The following is a 16,890-nucleotide window of genomic DNA, read 5'->3' as shown; positions in this document are numbered from 1 at the left end:
AGAAAGGTTGGTATTTATGGCTAGGATATTGGTTATTGAAGACAATAGTGACATTCAAGAGATTTTACGAGCACTTCTTACTGAGGAGCATGAGGTGGTTCAAGCCTTTTCTGGTACAGAAGGAATCATGCGTTTTGACCAAGGTGGGATTGACCTCGTTTTGCTAGATATCATGCTTCCTGGGAAAAATGGGGATCAGGTTTTAAAAGCCATAAGGGAACAAAGTCAAATTCCAGTCATTATGCTAACGGCTTTGAGCGATAAGAAGCTAATCAGTCAATACCTTTTAGACGGTGCCAATGATTACATAGTCAAGCCTTTTGATTTGGACGAAGTCTTTGCCAGAGTTACTGTTCAATTACGTCAAAGCGTAGAAAAACAGCCTATGGAAATAGAAAAAACTGAAAATCTGCCACAAAAATTGAAAAATATCCAGTTTGATGCCGAAAGTTTTGAAATCAAAAATAGTCAGGAAACGATTCGTCTTGCTAAGAAAGAATGCTTGATTCTCCAAACTCTCCTTAAACACCCTAAGAAAATTTTTACCAAGGAAGAACTTTATGAATTTGTCTGGGAGGAGAACTACCTACCTGGAGATAACACTCTCAATACGCATTTGAGTAATCTTCGTAAAAAATTAAACCAGCTTGACCCAAATCAAGAATATATTGAAACCATTTGGGGAGTTGGGGTAAGATTAAAAGGAGATAAGCAATGACCTACATGATAATCGTTGTCCTACTGGTACTCCTAATTATTTTATCGATTGCATTGATTCGCTACCATCTAGCACTTAAAAACTTGAGTCAACAGATTGAAGACAAGATTCTCACAGGTAGTATAAAAAGAGTCGGAGTCAGCATTTTTTCCAAACATTTTTTACATCTCTACCAGCAGATTGAGAATCTATTTCAGGAAGTAGAACAATCTCGATTGGTGATGAAAAGAGAAAAGCAGACTCTGGATATGGCCATCAGCAATATCGCCCATGATATTCGGACGCCTCTGACTATCGCTTCAGGCTACACCCAACAATTGATAAAAACTCCTGAAAACAAAGCAGAAACCTTACAAAAAATAGCCCAGCATCTTGATTTAGTTTCCAAACGTTTGGAGGCACTCCTAGAATACCGTCGTTTGATGGAAGGAGCTGTCAAACCGAAACTGGAAGAAGTGGATTTTTCAACTTTTATCACCAAAAAAACTCTGGCTTATTATGATGTTTTTCAGGCAGCAAATATCACGCTTGATTTTAAGGTTGAAGATGATTTAAAAATGAGGACTGATGAAAACTTGCTGGATCGGATTTTACAAAATTTGCTTGGAAATGTCCTCAAGCATGGCAAGGAGGAAGCGCGGCTATCTTTTAGGAAGGAAAAGGGACAGCTTGTCTTAGAGATTGCAAACCTTGTCAAACAGCCCATCAAAAGAATAGAAAAGCTCAGCAACCGTTTTTATTCTGAAAATCTATCAGATACTGAAGAATCCTCTGGTTTAGGACTTTATATCACTGAGGAATTATGCCATCTTCTCGGTGCAGAGATGAAACTAAGCACAGATGGACAGTGGTTATCAGTTTTTATTTACTTTTAACAAAAGAAACCTCCTCTGTAGCTAGAGGAGATCATTTTTTTATAGACTTTTCTTTTTGAAAACTGCCAGTCCACTTAGATTAAAGATTACAATAACAGCTAAGGTAACTATAAGTGTATAGAAAATGGATTCACTATTAGCAGTCATAGCATAGAAAAACTGCAATGATAAATATGGCAAAATTTTGATACTTGGGAAGATGAGCATTGGCATAGAAAGTAAGATAGAGCTGACCAAATAACCAATAAATACCGCAATATAAGAATGACTAACATAGAGGATGAAGGAAACAATGGAAAGCCAAGCAAGGAGGCAAAGGAATTGAAGGGAAATGGTTATCAGTAGATTTCCAATAAAGTCTTCAGGCATGGTTCCAAATCCATTTAAGATCGTTGCTGGAATAAAGGCAATCACAAGGCTAATGATGACTTGCAAAAGTGCAATACAAGTCAATACAAAAGCTTTGGCAAGGAAAAACTCGGTACGAGAGACACCCACTGTTAAATTATTTTTATAGAGTTTGCCGATTAAATCAACTCCAAGAACGAGGCAGGCTAGGACGATGCAGAGAAAAACGAGGTTTGAACCTTGACTAGATGCGTTAATCAGGGCTTGTACACCATCCCAACCATGGGTTGGAATTTCTGGTTCTTCTGTATTGATTGCCATCAGATGACCAGTAGCTCCAAAAATAGCCCCCATTAACATGAGTACAAAGAGAATGACCTCTGTAATCCAAAAACCTTTGGAGCGGAAAAGACGGTAAAAGTCTGCTTGAATGGTATGTATCATGATTTTCCTCCTATTCGACCAATTGGGTGAAGTATTCTTCTAGGTTTTGACGAGCATAGTAAATCTCGTCAATGGCAACATCTGCCAAGGTTAATTCCTTAAGAATCTGTTTGACATCTTGTTCCTGACCAAAGATGTGGATTTCATTCTCAGGATTGACAACCTTGAACTGGAGCTGGATTTGTTCTTTCAATACTTGACAAGCTTTCTCTTGGTCGGCTGTCTTAAGCACAATATAATCCTCACTTAGTGTTTCAAATTCAGCTTTGCTGATTTCACGGATAATCTTGCCTTGATCTAAAATACCAAAACGATTAGCTAGGAGATAGAGTTCTGACAAGATATGGCTAGAGATGAGAATGGTTATTCCTTTTTCTTGATTGAGCCGTTGAATCATTAGACGAAACTCTTTGATACCGATTGGGTCGAGACCATTGATAGGTTCATCTAAAATCAGGAAGTCTGGTTTGGACAGGAGGGCAATGGCAATACCAAGTCTTTGTTTCATTCCTAGCGAGAAATCACGAAAGACTTTCTTACCTGTATCTGGCAAACCTACATAATCCAGCGTTTCTCTAATGACTTGATCAGCATTTGGAATATGACGAATCAAACAGTAATATTCCAGATTTTGGTAGGCTGTTAAGTGATTATGGGCTACAGGTGATTCGATTACTGAACCTACTCGAGATAGAGCCTTGGTCCACTCATTTTCCGTTTGGCTAGAGAAGAGGGAAACAGTTCCCTTATCCGCAAATAGTAGTTGCGTAATGATTTTTATCAAGGTAGTTTTCCCAGCTCCGTTTTTCCCAATAAGTCCATAAATATCTCCCTCCCTTATCGTTAGACGAAGATCCTGAAGAATAGCTTGTTTGTCAAAGTTTTTGGACAATCCATGAATGTCGAGTACTGTTTTCATGATTCTCTCCTTTTGATTTATTTTGTTAATTTTAGTATAAAGCATAGAAATCAAAGAAAGCTCAAGGATTTCTAAAGAGTTTCTAAAGTTTTAGGAATTCTTAAATATCAAAACCCAGTTGACATGAACTGGGTTTCTTAATTATAAAATATATTTCTCAATTGCACGCGCAACGCCGTCTTCTTCGTTGCTGGCTGTAACGGCATCCGCAAGAGATTTGACATAATCACTGGCATTTCCCATTGCAATGCCAAGTCCTGCAAACTGGAGCATTTCGATATCGTTATTGGCATCGCCCATGGCCATGATTTCTGAGGAATCAATCTTCAAAATCTCAGCTAGTCGAGAAAGAGCAGTAGCCTTTGTCGTACCAAGTGGCATAGCTTCATAAATGACAGGCTGCGAACGAACACCGCTAAATCGTTGGCAAAGCTCCCCAGCAAAACGCTTCTCAAAATCGTCTGTTTGGCTCTCTGTCCCCAAAAACATACCTTGGAACATCCGGTACTTGCCACTGATTGCTTCCTCAAGGGAAATTTCAGTCAGGTCTGAAAAGACTAGTTTGGCATCATTTTGAACGATTTCATTAGGCTTGCCACCGAGAACAAAATAGTGTGTCTCGTCAAAAAGTGTCAACTGAACCTCACTCTTTTCAGCTAAATCATAGAGGTATTCGATATCTGCTGGACTCAGTTCTTGCCAGTCAACTAGTCCCCAGTCACTTGTCTGGTGAGTTGAACAACCGTTGTTAACAATGACATATTCGTTCTGGAGGTCAAGTCCCAGTTTTTTGTAGTAGGGGAGGACGCCGAAAAGGGGGCGTCCCGTACAGAGAACCAGTTTGACCCCTTTTTTAATGGCTTGGTGAATGGCAGTAATGTGAGCTTGTGGGATTTCCTTGACTTCATTGAGGAGGGTTCCGTCCATATCCAAGGCTAGTAGTTTAATCATAGGTCTTCCTTCTTTATCTTTTGGTATTATTATAGCATATTTTGGAGGAAAGGAGGAGGAATCTTCGGGCTAATCATGGTATAATAAAAGGTAATGAAAAATTCCAACGAGGCTGAGATGAAATTACTTTATACTGATATTCGGACTTCTTTGACAGAAATTCTAACTAGAGAGGCAGAAGAGTTAGTTACTGCTGGCAAGCGGGTCTTTTACATCGCCCCCAACTCTCTTTCTTTTGAAAAGGAACGCGCCGTGCTGGAATGCTTGTCCCAGCAGGCTTCTTTTGCGATTACCGTCACGCGCTTTGCTCAAATGGCTCGTTACCTGATTTTGAATGATTTGCCTGCCAAGAACAGTCTTGATGATATTGGTCTTGGGATGGCTTTTTATAAGTGTCTTGCGGCACTAGATCCCAAGGATTTACGTGTTTATGGAGCTATCAAACAGGATCCTCAATTTATCCAGCAGTTGATTGAGCTTTACCACGAGATGACCAAAGCTCAGATGAGTTTTTTGGACTTGGAGAGTTTGACGGATGAGGATAAGAGAGCCGATTTACTCTTGATTTTTGAGAAAGTAACGGCATATCTCAATCAAGGCCAGTTGGCTCAAAGAAGTCAGTTGTCTCATTTGATTGAGGCTATTGAGAATAACAAAGTTAGTAGTGATTTTAGTCAAATCGCCTTGATTATTGATGGATTTACCCGTTTTTCTACTGAGGAAGAGCGAATTGTGGACCTACTTCATAGCAAGGGTGTTGAGATTGTTATTGGGGCTTATGCTAGTAAGAAAGCTTATACCAGTCCATTCGCTGAAGGCAATCTCTATCAAGCCAGTGTGGAGTTTCTCCATCATCTGGCCTCTAAATACCAAACGCCTGCTCAGGACTATTCTCAAACTCATGAGAAGATGGATAGTTTTGACAAGGCCTCTCGTTTGCTAGAGTCTTCTTATGACTTTACAGAGCTCACTTTGGATGTCGATGAGAAAGACCGTGAAAACTTACAAATCTGGTCTTGTTTGACGCAAAAGGAAGAGTTAGAGTTGGTAGCCCGCAGCATTCGTCAGAAATTACATGAGAACTCAGACCTGAGCTACAAGCATTTTCGTATTCTCTTGGGGGATGTAGCTTCTTATCAGTTATCTCTCAAAACCATTTTTGACCAGTATCAGATTCCTTTCTATCTTGGTAGAAGCGAATCCATGGCGCACCACCCTTTAACTCAGTTTGTCGAGTCTATTTTAGCTTTAAAACGCTATCGTTTCCGTCAGGAGGATTTGATTAATCTTCTCAGAACGGGTTTGTATACCGACCTTAGTCAGGCAGATATTGACGCATTTGAGCAATATATCCGCTATCTTGGTATCAATGGCTTACCAGCCTTTCAGCAAACTTTCACCAAATCCCACCACGGAAAATTTGATTTGGAACGTTTAAATGCTCTTCGTCTGCGTGTTTTAGCACCTCTTGAGACTCTTTTTGCTAGCAGAAAGCAGAAGACTGAAAATCTCTTGCAAAAGTGGAATAGCTTTCTAAAAGAAGGTGCAGTGACCAAGCAACTGCAAGATTTGACAGCCACTATGGAAACTCTTGAACAGGAAAGACAAGCCGAAGTTTGGAAGGCATTCTGTCATGTTTTAGAACAATTTGCGACCGTTTTTGCTGGTTCACAAGTTAGTCTGGAGGACTTCCTAGCTTTGCTTCATTCTGGAATGAGTCTATCTCAATATCGCACCATTCCAGCGACAGTAGATACCGTTCTGGTGCAGAGCTATGATTTGATTGCTCCTTTGACAGCTGACTTTGTCTATGCCATTGGGCTGACTCAAGACAATTTACCAAAAATTGCGCAAAACACTAGTCTATTGACAGACGAAGAAAGACAGAGTTTAAACCAAGCGACAGAAGATGGAGCGCAATTGCAGATTGCCAGCAGTGAAAATCTCAAGAAAAATCGCTATACTGTGCTTTCTTTGGTCAATTCTGCCCGTAAGCAGTTGGTATTGTCAGCTCCAAGCCTTTTTAACGAAAGTGAAAGTAAGGAGTCAGCCTATCTTCAAGAGCTAGTCCATTTTGGATTTAGCAGGAAAGAGAAGAGGATGAATCACAAAGGGCTGTCTAAGGAAGATATGGGATCATATCACAGTCTTTTGTCTAGTCTGGTTGCTTATCACCAACAGGGCGAGCCGAGTGATACTGAGCAAGATTTGACCTTTGTCAAGGTTCTGGCGCGTGTCATGGGGAAAAAACTAGACCAGCAAGGTTTGGAAAATCCAGCCCTCCCAACTAGTCCAAGCAGTAAGCAGTTGGCTAAGGACACCTTACAAGCTCTCTATCCTGCTGATCAGGAGTTTTACCTGTCCACCTCTGGTTTGACGGAGTTTTACCGGAACCAATACAGTTATTTCCTCCGCTACGTGTTAGGCTTGCAGGAGGAATTGCGCCTGCGTCCAGATGCTCGTAGTCATGGGAATTTTTTACACCGCATTTTTGAACGGGCCTTGCAGTTGCCTGACAAAGAATCCTTTGACAAACGTCTAGAACAAGCTATTCAAGAAACCAGTCAAGAACGCGAATTTGAAGCAATTTATCAGGAAAGTTTGGAAGCCCAGTTTACCAAGGAAGTTCTACTTGATGTAGCTCGCACGACTGGACATATTCTCCGACACAATCCAGCCATCGAAACCATCAAAGAGGAAGCGAATTTTGATGGAAAAGAGCAGGCCTTTATTCAATTGGACAATGGACGGAGTGTCTTTGTACGAGGTAAGGTGGACCGCATTGACCGATTGAAAGCTGATGGAGCGATAGGGGTAGTAGACTACAAGTCTAGTCTAACTCAGTTCCAATTTCCTCATTTCTTTAATGGGCTCAATTCCCAGTTGCCAACTTATCTAGCTGCCTTAAAGAGAGAAGGGGAGCAGAACTTTTTCGGCGCTATGTACTTGGAAATGGCTGAACCTGTCCAATCTCTGATGGCCGTTAAAAGTCTGGCAGGTGCAGTAGTAGAAGCTAGCAAATCTATGAAATACCAAGGGCTATTTTTAGAAAAAGAAAGCAGTCATTTGGGCGAATTTTATAACAAAAACAAGGCTAATCAGCTGACAGATGAGGAATTCCAGCTCCTACTGGACTACAATGCCCATCTTTACAAGAAAGCAGCTGAGAAGATTTTAGCAGGCCAGTTCGCCATTAATCCTTATACCGAAAATGGCAGAAGTATTGCCCCATACGTCCAGCAACACCAAGCCATCACCGGATTTGAAGCCAATTATCACTTGGGTCAAGCCCGTTTCCTACAAAAGTTGGACTTGGCTGACGGTAAACGTCTGGTCGGAGAAAAACTCAAGCAAGCTTGGTTTGAAAAAATAAGAGAGGAGTTGAATCGATGAAGCCCATTCCCTTTTTAACTGAGGAGGAAATTCAAAAACTGCAAGAAGCAGAAGCGCATTCGAGTAAGGAACAGAAGAAAACTGCCGAACAAATCGAAGCCATCTACACTTCTGGTCAAAATATCCTTGTCTCAGCGTCGGCTGGTTCTGGGAAGACTTTTGTCATGGCCGAGCGCATTCTAGATCAATTGGCGCGTGGAGTGGAAATCAGTCAACTCTTTATCTCAACCTTTACCGTTAAGGCTGCCACAGAGCTTAAGGAACGTTTGGAGAAAAAAATCAGCCAGCAAATCCAAGAAAGCGATGATGTTGACCTCAAACAACACTTGGGTCGTCAGTTGGCGGACCTACCCAACGCTGCCATCGGAACCATGGACTCTTTCACACAAAAATTCCTTGGCAAACATGGCTATCTGATTGATATTGCGCCTAATTTCCGTATTTTACAAAACCAGAGCGAGCAACTCCTTCTAAAAAACGAAGTCTTTCATGAGGTATTTGAAGCCCATTACCAAGGCAAACAGAAAGAGACCTTTAGTCATTTGCTGAAAAATTTTGCAGGGCGTGGCAAAGACGAACGGGGGCTGCGCCAGCAAGTCTATAAAATCTATGACTTCCTCCAATCCACCAGCAATCCTCAGAAATGGTTAAGTGAATCTTTCCTCAAAGGCTTTGAAAAAGCTGATTTTAGCAGTGAAAAAGAAAAACTGACCACACAAATCCAACAAGCCCTTTGGGATTTGGAAAGCTTTTTCCGTTACCATCTGGATAATGATGCCAAGGAGTTTCCCAAGGCTGCCTATTTAGAAAATGTTCAGTTGATTCTGGATGAGATTGGCTCCTTGAATCAGGAGTCCGATAATCAGGCTTATCAGGCAGTGCTTGAGCGTGTTGTCGCCATTTCAAAAGAGAAAAACGGTCGAGCTTTGACTAATGCCAGTCGTAAGGCTGATTTAAAGCCCCTGGCTGATGCCTACAATGAAGAGAGAAAGACCCAGTTTGCTAAACTAGGTCAACTGTCAGACCAGATAACCATTCTCGACTATCAAGAACGTTATCATGAAGATACATGGGAACTAGCTAAGACTTTCCAAACCTTTATGAGTGATTTTGTGGAGGCTTATCGTCAGCGTAAACGTCAGGAAAATGCCTTTGAATTCGCTGATATCAGCCATTACACTATTGAGATTTTAGAAAATTTCCCGCAAGTTCGTGAGGCGTATCAGGAGCGTTTCCACGAAGTCATGGTCGATGAGTATCAGGATACCAACCATATTCAAGAACGGATGTTGGAATTGCTGTCAAATGGTCACAATCGCTTTATGGTAGGAGATATCAAGCAGTCCATCTACCGTTTCCGTCAAGCAGACCCGCAGATTTTCAATGAAAAATTTCAACGCTATGCGCAAAATCCCCAAGAAGGAAAGCTGATTCTCCTCAAGGAAAATTTCCGTAGTAGTTCAGAAGTGCTGTCAGCAACCAATGATGTTTTTGAACGTCTTATGGACCAAGAAGTCGGCGAAATCAACTATGATAACATGCACCAGCTTGTTTTTGCCAATACCAAACTGACTCCCAATCCAGACAACAAGGCAGAATTTCTCATCTACGACAAGGACGATACAGGCGAGGAAGAAGAGAGCCAAGCAGAAACGAAATTAACAGGGGAAATGCGCTTAGTTATCAAGGAAATCCTTAAACTTCATCAGGAACAAGGTGTTGCCTTTAAAGAAATCGCCCTTCTGACCTCCAGCCGCAGTCGTAATGACCAGATTCTTCTCGCCCTGTCTGAGTACGGGATTCCTGTTAAAACCGACGGAGAGCAAAACAATTATCTCCAATCCCTAGAAGTGCAAGTCATGCTAGACACTCTTCGTGTCATTCATAATCCCCTGCAAGACTATGCCTTGGTTGCCCTTATGAAGTCTCCAATGTTTGGCTTTGATGAGGACGAGTTAGCACGTTTATCTCTTCAGAAAGCGGAGGATAAAGTCCAAGAAAATCTCTATGAGAAACTGGTCAATGCACAAAAAATGGTAAGTAGCCAAAAAGTCTTGATTCACTCAGCTCTAGCTGAGAAACTAAAGCAATTCATGGATATCTTGGTTTCTTGGCGCCTGTATGCCAAAACCCACTCCCTCTATGACTTGATTTGGAAGATTTATAACGACCGTTTTTATTATGATTATGTGGGGGCTTTACCAAATGGTCTTGCTAGACAGGCTAATCTCTATGCACTAGCTCTGCGTGCTGACCAGTTTGAAAAGAGTAATTTCAAAGGCTTGTCACGTTTTATTAGCATGATTGACAAGGTCCTAGAAGCCCAGCACGATCTTGCAAGCGTGGCAGTCGCACCGCCAAAAGATGCAGTAGAGCTCATGACCATCCACAAGAGTAAAGGGCTGGAGTTTCCTTACGTCTTTATTCTCAATATGGATCAAGATTTCAACAAGCAAGACTCTATGTCAGAAGTCATTCTCAGCCGTAAAAACGGTCTTGGTGTCAAATATATTGCCAAGATGGATACAGGAGCAGTGGAAGCCCACTATCCTAAAACCATCAAACTCTCCATTCCTAGTCTGACCTATAGGCAGAACGAAGAGGAATTACAGCTGGCAAGCTATTCAGAGCAAATGCGTCTGCTGTATGTTGCTATGACGAGGGCTGAGAAAAAGCTCTATCTTGTCGGCAAGGGTTCTCGCGAAAAGCTTGAAGCCAAGGAATACCCAGCAGCTAAAAATGGAAAACTAAACAGCAACACTAGACTTCAAGCAAGGAATTTCCAAGATTGGATTTGGGCTATCAGTAAAGTATTTGCCAAGGATCATCTCAACTTTAGCTATCGTTTTGTTGGTGAAGATCAGCTGACTACAGAATCTATCGGAGAGTTGGAAAACAAAAGTCCCCTCCAAGATAGCTCCCAAGCAGACAATCGTCAGTCAGAAACCATTAAAGAAGCTCTTGAAATGCTGAAAGAAGTGGAAGTATATAATACTCTTCACCGTGCAGCCATTGAACTTCCTAGTGTTCAAACTCCAAGTCAAATCAAGAAATTCTACGAACCAGTTATGGATATGGAAGGTGTCGAGATTGCAGGTCAAGGTCAGTCAGTAGACAAGAAAATCAGCTTTGATTTGCCAGATTTTTCAACCAAAGAAAAGGTAACAGGAGCTGAGATGGGTAGTGCCACCCACGAACTGATGCAGAGAATGGACCTCAGTCAGCGACCAACACTTGTTAACCTGACAGAAACTCTCAAACAAGTTCAAACCAGCCCAGCTGTTAGGGACAAGATCAATCTTTCGAAAATTCTTGCATTCTTTGACACAGCACTCGGTCAGGAAATTCTCGCTAATACCGACCATCTCTATCGCGAGCAACCTTTCTCCATGATCAAACGAGACCAAAAGAGTCAGGAAGACTTTGTTGTCCGTGGTATCCTTGATGGCTATCTACTTTACGAAGACAAAATTGTCCTGTTCGACTATAAGACAGACCGCTATGATGAACCAAGTCAACTCATAGACCGTTATCGTGGTCAGTTATCCCTATACGGAGAGGCTTTATCTCGAGCCTATTCGATTGAAAATATTGAAAAATACTTGATTCTACTCGGTAAAGACGAGGTTCAAGTTGTAAAAGTATAATCTAGAAAGGAGACCTCATGACACTTCCAGTTAGAAAATCCCTGCACGATGCGGTTTTACAGGCTTCAAAAGCGGATACTTGGGAACAAGCTACCAAGGAATGGAAGGAAGTTTCCTTGATTTTTAACGGTATCGGCCGTAGCAATTGTGTCTGTGGAAATGCTATCAAGTACGCTTACGAACTCTTTAACGGTGTCACAGGCCAACGCCTCTTTCCGATTGGTAGCGACTGTGTTCGTCATTTTCATCGATTGACCCTTGACCAGCAACTGGAAGAGGAGGAAAAACTGCTCAGAAAGGTCGACAATCTGACCAGAAAAGCACAGAAAAAGGAAAAAATCAAGGTTAACAAAAGTGACTTTGACGAGCATCTTCTAAAGTGGCTCTGGGAAAAAGGTGTTTTTAAACCCAATCGTGGCAATCAGTTCTCACCTGAAAGAGCCTACCAGCTCTTCCTAGAAGTCTTTCGAGGAGGAAGTTGGACCAAGGCAGAGCCCAAGAAAAAGGCTCGGATGGAAGAAGTCCTAGAAAAGTATATCAAGCCCTTTTTACTTGGAAAACCGGATGACCAACTCTACCTTGTCAAGCTAGGAAAGGAAAAAATTGACTACGAACAGGAACTCCGTATCCAGGCAGAGAAAGAGCGCAAGAAAAGAGATAGAATCGCCAAGCAATATGCAGACAATCTGGTACTAGCCATGGGTCCAGCAGAACGTGCCTATCAAGACTACTTTGGCTTTACAGAAACTCTAACTCAAGAAGAACGCAAATGGGAGAAAATTCTTTTTGGTAAAAATCGAACAGAACGGGCTATCAAGGCCAAACAATACCAAAAAGAGTTGGAAAAAGACCAACGAATTGCTAGTCAGAATCCAATTGAAAGAAAGCAGAAGCAGACCTGGCTCCTCAATTCTTACTTTCGTGAGCTTCCTGAAGAAAAAGCCCGATTTTCTAGGCTCTTATTAGAATATCAAAAAAGTGGAGAAGTGCCATTTTCAACTGAATATCTGTCAGACCATCTGCTCGACTTTTTCCATAAAATGAAAGCCTTTGAGTTTGAAATCGCACCAGAACAAGTTCGAAATTTTCTAAAAGAAAGCCTCCAGACAGACATTCTATCCTCAGCACAAGAAAGCTGGATAGAAGGAATTCTCCTCAACTGCATCAAACCATTTTTAGAACGATTATTGATATAACTAACACCTACCGTGGAAATTCCATGGTAGGTGTTAGTTTTAATAGTCAGTATCATTATTATTCTCAACAGATTTATTCGAAAACAAAACACGCTTATTTATATATGCTTTGTTATACTAGATAACTTTTAAAATCTTATAAGAATAACTAGATTATTTTAATGTTTCGTAGTATAATAACATCAGGAAAACAAACTGTATAAACTAATATTTATAGGTTATTCAAAATACTTATATATATGTGTTAAATTATTTATTACAGTAACTAAAACTCTATTATATAAGGAAATATTACATGATTGATATCCACTCTCACATTGTTTTTGGTGTAGATGATGGACCAAGCACAATTGAAGAAAGCCTAGCTCTTCTGAAAGAAGCTTTTTCACAGGGAGTTCGTACAATTGTATCCACTTCACATCGTCGTAAAAATATGTTTGAAACTCCAGAAGATACAATTATGACCAACTTTAAAGAGGTTCAAGCACTTGCTAAGAAAGAACTGCCTGACTTAACTCTTTTATATGGAGCTGAAATATACTTTACCCAAGATGCTCTTGACAAATTGGAAAGCAAGCAGATTCCTACTCTGAACGATACACAATATGCTTTGATTGAATTCAGCCCGACCACCCCCTATTGGGAAATCCGCAATGCAGTAAATAAAGTTTTATTGTTAGGTATTAGACCTGTCATTGCCCATATTGAACGCTATGCTGAACTAGAAAAAAATGAAAAAAGAGTTAAAGAGCTGATAGATATGGGATGTTATACTCAAATAAATAGCTCGAGTGTTCTTAAGCCTAAAATGTTTGGGGATAAGTATCGCTTACTCAAAAAAAGAGCTCAGTATTTTCTATCCTATAATCTAGTTCACTGTGTGGCTAGCGATATGCATAATCTAAGCTCAAGACCACCATATATGAAGCAAGCATTTGACGTGATTAGTCATCAGTATGGAAAGGAAAGAGCAGAAGAATTATTTTTAGTGAATCCTCAGTTGATTATATCGAACAAAAATATTTAGCAACATTTAATTTAGGTGTATTTCCTGTATTTTAATCACGTAAGCTTGAAAATCTTATTTTTTTATGTTATATTGAACTGTATGATTTAATTCTTGGTAAATATACATATTTTTATTGGTTCTAACTTTTTTATACTTGGAACCATATATATATATATATATATATATATATATGCCTCAACGTAGTGAGTGGCGCACGCATATATATGCGTGCGCCTTAGTTTTTTCTAGGAGAATGATGCTTATGTATAGGAGAATTAAGAGAATTATAGGTCTTCTAATTTCTATACCCTCATTACTATTAATTATCCCGATTTGTTTAATAGCATGTATCTTTATTGTAATCGAATCAAGTGGTAATCCTATTTATATACAAGAACGAATTGGTTTAAATGGACAAAGTTTTTCAATTTATAAACTCCGATCCATGTATCAAGATGCTGAAAAGAATGGTCATAAATGGGCGAGCAAAAATGATACACGCATTACAAAAGTCGGACGTTTTATTCGTAAAACACGAATTGATGAATTACCACAAATCATTAATGTAATTAAAGGTGAGATGTCCATTATTGGACCACGACCAGAACGACCAGAGTTTATCAATGAATTTTTGAAAGATATCCCTAATTTTAATGAACGTTTAGCTGTCCGCCCAGGAATCACAGGATGGGCTCAAGTAAATGGTGGTTATGAATTAACTCCTAAAGATAAATTAGTCTACGATCTATTCTATATCAATCACGAAAGTATCAAGTTAGATTTTCTTATACTATTAAAAACAATTAAAGTGATGGTTACCGGGAACGGATCTAGGTAGTTCTAAGAAAGAAAAAATAAATAAAAGGAAACAAACAATAATATGACTATTTTTAATAAAAATATTAATAGAGTTTTTTCTTTGATAAAAAGCAAACTACTATTTTTACTTCTATTTACTATAGTAGGGACGACAGCAGTTGGTCTATATACTGTTTTTATCATTTCTCCTATATACAGTGTATCCTCTAAGCTCATAATGAAGAACACTTCAAGTCAAACAAATGGGCAAAATAATGATGCGCAAACGATTGAAGCTATAAACCTCTTTCAAAGACAAGCTAAGACTTATTTAGAGATAGCAGATCTTCCCCCTGTAAAAGATGAGACCAATAAAGCATTAAGCTTATCACCAGATGAAATTTCAAAAATCAAGTCTGTTAAATTAACAAATGACTCAGGTTCTCAGTTGGTCACAATAACAGTGAGAGGACTAGATCGAAATTTAGCTGAACGTTATATTAAAGAGTATGTGTCTCAGTACAAGAAATTTACAGCAGATAGATTAGGGCGCGACAACTTGTCAGTTGTTACAGAAGCACTGGGAAGTGATTCTCCAGTTTATCCCGTTCTATGGAAGAATCTTCTTGTATCTATTCTAGTGTTTTCTTTTGTAGGATTTAATGTTATTTTCATCAAATATGTATTGAGTGATTCGATTGATTCTTACGAAGACTTGGAAGAGTTAGTGGGAACACCTGTTCTCGGGATGATTCCGACTATAGAGAGAAAGAGAAGAGGTGAGTGACATGCATATCGAAGTTATTCATAACAGTAAATCCATCGTAGCTGAGTCCTTTAGAACTTTAAGGAGTAATCTTCAGTTCTCAGAATTTGGAAAAAATATTAAAATCATTGTCGTTACAAGTGCCAATCCCAATGAAGGAAAGAGTGAAGTCAGTATCAATCTTGCTGCCTCTTTGGCCCAACAGGGGAAAAGAGTGATTATCATAGACGCGGATATGCGTAAACCAACTCAACATAAATTAACAGAGCTAAATAACACTGAAGGACTCAGCACTTTTTTATTAAAGAAGTCAGGAGTAGATTCCATTAATCATTTGACGATAAACGATGTGAATTTAGATGTACTGACTTCAGGACCTGTTCCGCCTAATCCTTCTGAGATGTTAGCTAGTTCTTCTATGGATGAAACACTTAAAGCATTTGAGGATTTTTATGACTATGTCATTATCGATACACCTCCCTTGCTAGCAGCAACGGATGCTCAAATTTTAGCAAGTATTGCTGACGCCACACTTCTAGTCGTAGATACAAAAAAATCAAAACGTCGACAAATCACTGAAGCAAAACGTAGATTAGATCATGTTGGTGCTAGACTACTTGGTGTGATAATGAATAAAATAGATTCACATAAAGACACCTATTACTACTATTATTAAAATAACTATTTGAAAGGCTAAGGATAAAGAAAAAATGACAATCTATCTTTTAATGTTCGTCTATATCTCTTTCCTGGCCTTTTTCTCATCAAAATATGAGGATAAAGCAAAAGAGTTAGGTTTCCTTGTTCTTCCGACTTTCTTCTTTTTTTTAATCATTGCAGGGTTTCGTACTTCTAGCGTCGGAGGAGATTTAGGAACTTATATCCATATTTTTGAATCGAATAATTTACAACTTCCAGACTTATCACATTTATTTAGTTCTCGATTTGAACTTGGTTATTTAGTAAGTAACATTTTTCTAAGAAACTTTAGTGTTCACTATCCATTTTTATTATTTGCCTATGCCTTTATAACTTTAGTTGCCTGGTTTCTTGTGCTTTATAAGCATTCTAAAAATGTTTACATGAGTTTACTGATTTACTTCAGCTCGTTAGGACTCTTTTTTTATTCTTTATCAAATATCAGGCAAGGTCTGGCGATTGCTTTAAGTTTTTTAGGGTTTCACTACTTAGTAAAAAACAAGAAGATTTTAGCATGGGTATTTATCTTACTAACTCCCTTATTTCATACATCTGGTATCGTCTGCCTCTTGTTTTTCCCCCTTAAAAAAATCGTTTTAAATAAAAGAATATACCAATTTGTGTTCCTTGCATTTCTAATCATCTTACCTTTTATCAAACAAATTGCAACTATCTTTATTTCTTTCTTTCCTCAGTATACTTCCTATCTGGAATCATCATGGTTTTTGGAAAGCAATAAATGGGCACCTGTATTTTTAACAATTTGGTATGGTATAGTTCTGCTTTTGGGAGAACTAGTGATTAGAAAGAAAAAATTATCGACTGAAGAAGAATATATAAGAAGTCTGTTCTTTATCTCCTTTTTACTTACCGCGTCAACTTTGCAAACAAGCCTTTTTGGTAGATTTGCACACTACTTTACCCCCTTTATTTGCCTATATATCCCCATGATTTTATCTAAAATAGGTGACAAAAAAGTTCAGTGGATTTTATTTTATTTGGTGATATTGGTTTATGCTTCAATCTTTCTAGTCATTGTTTACTTTAAAACTGACTGGTACCATGTCGTTCCCTACCGTTCAGTTATTGTAGATTGGTTAATTGGGAATTAGGTTTAGGGGTTATAA

General features: G+C 39.2%; 13 protein-coding genes. 10 read left to right on the top strand and 3 right to left on the bottom strand.

Annotation, left to right across the window (positions count from 1 at the left end; translation table 11 throughout):
* Nucleotides 1–16 precede the first annotated feature (16 nt).
* Both QM956_RS01995 and QM956_RS01990 read left to right on the top strand, forming a co-directional pair.
* Complete coding sequence (locus QM956_RS01995; RefSeq protein WP_261033700.1) at nucleotides 17–718, top strand: response regulator transcription factor; 702 nt, start codon at nucleotides 17–19, stop codon at nucleotides 716–718.
* The gene (locus QM956_RS01990; protein WP_261033706.1) at nucleotides 715–1,593 is read left to right on the top strand and encodes a sensor histidine kinase; all 879 of its coding nucleotides are present in this window, start codon (nucleotides 715–717) and stop codon (nucleotides 1,591–1,593) included. The genes QM956_RS01995 and QM956_RS01990 overlap by 4 nt, the downstream gene beginning before the upstream one ends.
* Before the next feature lie 39 nt (nucleotides 1,594–1,632).
* On the opposite strand, the gene QM956_RS01985 is transcribed toward QM956_RS01990, so the two are convergent.
* The 3 genes from QM956_RS01985 to QM956_RS01975 all read right to left on the bottom strand — a co-directional run bounded on the left by QM956_RS01985 (nucleotide 1,633) and on the right by QM956_RS01975 (nucleotide 4,255).
* Nucleotides 1,633–2,385, bottom strand: coding sequence for an ABC transporter permease (locus QM956_RS01985; RefSeq protein WP_261033707.1), 753 nt, complete (start codon nucleotides 2,383–2,385; stop codon nucleotides 1,633–1,635).
* 10 nt (nucleotides 2,386–2,395) lie between these two features.
* Nucleotides 2,396–3,304 (bottom strand): ATP-binding cassette domain-containing protein, encoded by a 909-nt coding sequence (locus QM956_RS01980; RefSeq protein WP_261033717.1) that lies wholly within the window; start codon nucleotides 3,302–3,304, stop codon nucleotides 2,396–2,398.
* 141 nt (nucleotides 3,305–3,445) lie between these two features.
* The gene (locus QM956_RS01975) at nucleotides 3,446–4,255 is read right to left on the bottom strand and encodes a Cof-type HAD-IIB family hydrolase (protein ID WP_414302152.1); all 810 of its coding nucleotides are present in this window, start codon (nucleotides 4,253–4,255) and stop codon (nucleotides 3,446–3,448) included.
* 117 nt (nucleotides 4,256–4,372) lie between these two features.
* Here QM956_RS01975 and rexB point away from each other — a divergent pair, with 117 nt between their 5' ends.
* The 8 genes from rexB (at nucleotide 4,373) to QM956_RS01935 (ending at nucleotide 16,875) form a co-directional block, all read left to right on the top strand.
* The gene (gene rexB / locus QM956_RS01970) at nucleotides 4,373–7,648 is read left to right on the top strand and encodes an ATP-dependent nuclease subunit B (protein WP_414302151.1); all 3,276 of its coding nucleotides are present in this window, start codon (nucleotides 4,373–4,375) and stop codon (nucleotides 7,646–7,648) included.
* Nucleotides 7,645–11,295, top strand: a complete 3,651-nt coding sequence (addA, locus tag QM956_RS01965) for a helicase-exonuclease AddAB subunit AddA (protein WP_414302150.1) — start codon at nucleotides 7,645–7,647, stop codon at nucleotides 11,293–11,295. The genes rexB and addA overlap by 4 nt, the downstream gene beginning before the upstream one ends.
* A gap of 17 nt (nucleotides 11,296–11,312) precedes the next feature.
* Entirely contained in the window at nucleotides 11,313–12,491 is a 1,179-nt protein-coding gene (locus tag QM956_RS01960; protein WP_414302149.1) for a hypothetical protein, read from the top strand.
* A 295-nt stretch (nucleotides 12,492–12,786) separates the two neighbouring features.
* The gene (gene cps4B, locus QM956_RS01955) at nucleotides 12,787–13,518 is read left to right on the top strand and encodes a capsular polysaccharide biosynthesis protein Cps4B (protein WP_414302148.1); all 732 of its coding nucleotides are present in this window, start codon (nucleotides 12,787–12,789) and stop codon (nucleotides 13,516–13,518) included.
* Nucleotides 13,519–13,762: 244 nt separating this feature from the next.
* On the top strand, nucleotides 13,763–14,338 hold the full coding sequence (locus QM956_RS01950; protein ID WP_052691054.1) for a sugar transferase: 576 nt from the start codon (nucleotides 13,763–13,765) through the stop codon (nucleotides 14,336–14,338).
* A gap of 198 nt (nucleotides 14,339–14,536) precedes the next feature.
* The gene (locus QM956_RS01945) at nucleotides 14,537–15,085 is read left to right on the top strand and encodes a YveK family protein (protein ID WP_228112187.1); all 549 of its coding nucleotides are present in this window, start codon (nucleotides 14,537–14,539) and stop codon (nucleotides 15,083–15,085) included.
* A gap of 1 nt (nucleotide 15,086) precedes the next feature.
* On the top strand, nucleotides 15,087–15,740 hold the full coding sequence (locus QM956_RS01940; protein WP_314847742.1) for a CpsD/CapB family tyrosine-protein kinase: 654 nt from the start codon (nucleotides 15,087–15,089) through the stop codon (nucleotides 15,738–15,740).
* A 34-nt stretch (nucleotides 15,741–15,774) separates the two neighbouring features.
* On the top strand, nucleotides 15,775–16,875 hold the full coding sequence (locus QM956_RS01935) for an EpsG family protein (protein ID WP_414302147.1): 1,101 nt from the start codon (nucleotides 15,775–15,777) through the stop codon (nucleotides 16,873–16,875).
* Nucleotides 16,876–16,890 lie beyond the last annotated feature (15 nt).

Source organism: Streptococcus mitis (assembly GCF_047460035.1).
GTDB lineage: Bacteria > Bacillota > Bacilli > Lactobacillales > Streptococcaceae > Streptococcus > Streptococcus mitis_DW.
The sequence above is the reverse complement of the archived record's forward strand: the minus strand, read 5'-3'. Positions and strand labels throughout refer to the sequence as shown.

What these genes read in the sequence shown, in the direction of transcription:
- QM956_RS01945 (WP_228112187.1), top strand. Translation starts at nt 14,537, where the DNA reads ATGAAGAACACTTCAAGTCAAACAAATGGGCAAAATAATGATGCGCAA.
- QM956_RS01995 (WP_261033700.1), top strand. Translation starts at nt 17, where the DNA reads ATGGCTAGGATATTGGTTATTGAAGACAATAGTGACATTCAAGAGATT.
- QM956_RS01980 (WP_261033717.1), bottom strand. Translation starts at nt 3,304, where the DNA reads ATGAAAACAGTACTCGACATTCATGGATTGTCCAAAAACTTTGACAAA.
- rexB (WP_414302151.1), top strand. Translation starts at nt 4,373, where the DNA reads ATGAAATTACTTTATACTGATATTCGGACTTCTTTGACAGAAATTCTA.
- addA (WP_414302150.1), top strand. Translation starts at nt 7,645, where the DNA reads ATGAAGCCCATTCCCTTTTTAACTGAGGAGGAAATTCAAAAACTGCAA.
- QM956_RS01935 (WP_414302147.1), top strand. Translation starts at nt 15,775, where the DNA reads ATGACAATCTATCTTTTAATGTTCGTCTATATCTCTTTCCTGGCCTTT.
- QM956_RS01950 (WP_052691054.1), top strand. Translation starts at nt 13,763, where the DNA reads ATGTATAGGAGAATTAAGAGAATTATAGGTCTTCTAATTTCTATACCC.
- QM956_RS01975 (WP_414302152.1), bottom strand. Translation starts at nt 4,255, where the DNA reads ATGATTAAACTACTAGCCTTGGATATGGACGGAACCCTCCTCAATGAA.
- QM956_RS01990 (WP_261033706.1), top strand. Translation starts at nt 715, where the DNA reads ATGACCTACATGATAATCGTTGTCCTACTGGTACTCCTAATTATTTTA.
- QM956_RS01940 (WP_314847742.1), top strand. Translation starts at nt 15,087, where the DNA reads ATGCATATCGAAGTTATTCATAACAGTAAATCCATCGTAGCTGAGTCC.
- QM956_RS01985 (WP_261033707.1), bottom strand. Translation starts at nt 2,385, where the DNA reads ATGATACATACCATTCAAGCAGACTTTTACCGTCTTTTCCGCTCCAAA.
- QM956_RS01960 (WP_414302149.1), top strand. Translation starts at nt 11,313, where the DNA reads ATGACACTTCCAGTTAGAAAATCCCTGCACGATGCGGTTTTACAGGCT.
- cps4B (WP_414302148.1), top strand. Translation starts at nt 12,787, where the DNA reads ATGATTGATATCCACTCTCACATTGTTTTTGGTGTAGATGATGGACCA.